The organism is Ureibacillus thermosphaericus, from assembly GCF_012396605.1.
Classification (GTDB): Bacteria; Bacillota; Bacilli; order Bacillales_A; family Planococcaceae; genus Ureibacillus; species Ureibacillus thermosphaericus.
In genome coordinates this window covers 1-1107 of the sequence record NZ_JAAXPW010000083.1, presented here as the reverse complement: position 1 = coordinate 1107, position 1107 = coordinate 1, and the positions used below count along the sequence as shown (strand labels likewise).

Genomic DNA, 1107 nt, shown 5'->3' with positions numbered 1-1107 from the left:
ACATCCATTTTTTTACTATAACCTATGACTTGTGCAACAACGACTGGCAAACCTTTATGGGACGCCGTTTCCTTCGATTTTTCGTAACCAAATGTGAGCGGATTTCCACAAAGAAGCCTTCAAATAGCGACTAATTTGTAAGTAACTGCGTTCGCTATTCGTGTTCAGCTGAGCTAAAACATTCAGACAGTACACTATCATGGCTACGTACACTTGATTATGTACAGCTTGTTCACTGTGACCAAAAAACTTTTTAATGTTCAGATGTTGTTTCATCCATTTGAAAAAAAGTTCGATTGCCCAACGTGATTGGTAGATTTCTGCAATTTCATCTGCGTCAATGTCAAACCGATTTGTCAGTAAATGAAGCTCATTTCCTTTTGTATCATGCAATTTGAGTAAGCGAAACACGTTTTCAGAACGATTTTGTGGTGTTCCAATGACAACCATTTCATCAGAGAATACGGGTGAATCTTCTGGTAACGAAAAGGATTCTAACACTCGGACAACAGCGTTTTTACGCAAACGGGTCACAAAGAAATAGCCATCTTCCGTCATTTGATCAAAGCGCCCATAATCCAAGTAACCACGATCAAACACGTACATGCATTCTTTGTCATCCACGAATACTTCTAGTTGACCACGATCATGTTCGTTGGCATTCGTGAGTACGGCTTTATCTGGATAGGAGAGTCCTTTTTCCATAAAAACAAGTCGTAAGTGAAGCTTTACTCCTGATTTTGTTTTTCGAAACTCTGCCCACTTATGATTGGTCAAATTAAGCGGTAATGTACTCGAATCAATGATTTTCAAAGGCGTTGTCACTTTTCTTCTTGTTTGGAAATTGGTTTTCCGATGAATTTGTGCCACTAAATCGAGAAAAATCGTTTGAAAGAACTCAGTTGGGATGGTATTGATTCGTCTCCCTAACTGTGAAAAACTAATCGATTCCAATCCCGTTGCTCGTTGTAATTCTTCTAAAAAGACAGCGTCACTCAACGCCCGTAAACTCTCGGTTTCATGGAGTTGGGCATACAAAAGCAGTTTCATAAATGAAGCCATATAAAGCTTCTTGGTATAGTGATTTAATTGATGTGTTTTCACTAG

The 1107-nt window shown here is 38.8% G+C and carries 1 protein-coding gene; it reads right to left on the bottom strand.

The window, feature by feature from the left end; genetic code table 11:
- Positions 1 to 54: 54 nt before the first annotated feature.
- Positions 55 to 1107 (bottom strand): IS4 family transposase (locus tag HF990_RS14915; protein WP_168412889.1); only part of this gene is annotated, 1053 nt, incomplete at its 5' end.